1 protein-coding gene is annotated in these 344 nt (G+C 53.8%); it reads left to right on the top strand.

What is annotated here, in order from left to right; all coding sequences use genetic code 11:
• Positions 1-104 precede the first annotated feature (104 nt).
• Positions 105-344: ParB N-terminal domain-containing protein (locus tag ACNQ0T_RS23395; protein WP_417930402.1), on the top strand; the 240-nt coding region annotated here is incomplete at its 3' end.

Here is a 344-nt window from a genome sequence, read left to right as displayed (position 1 = left end):
GTACTGGATGAACCAGTACATCAGGGATTTCGGGATTCTTAAGTAAGAGAGGTGCCGGACGCGCGAACGTCCGGCAGGACATAAGCAATTATAAGGGGATGATTATGCCTGTAACGAAGTGTGAACCAGAAACCACCCGCAAAGCAAGCCGTAAATCTGTAAAAACGCAGGAAACTGTCCTGTCTGCCCTGCTGGCGCAGACGGAGGAAGTGAGCGTGCCGCTGGCCTCGCTGATTAAGTCACCACTGAATGTGCGCACGGTGCCGTATTCTGCGGAGTCCGTCAGCGAACTGGCTGATTCCATTAAGGGGGTCGGCCTGCTGCAGAATCTGGTTGTTCATGCC

This window comes from Enterobacter cloacae complex sp.6700776 (assembly GCF_048284255.1).
Taxonomy (GTDB): domain Bacteria; phylum Pseudomonadota; class Gammaproteobacteria; order Enterobacterales; family Enterobacteriaceae; genus Enterobacter; species Enterobacter intestinihominis.
This window is presented reverse-complemented; position numbering and strand designations above follow the sequence as displayed.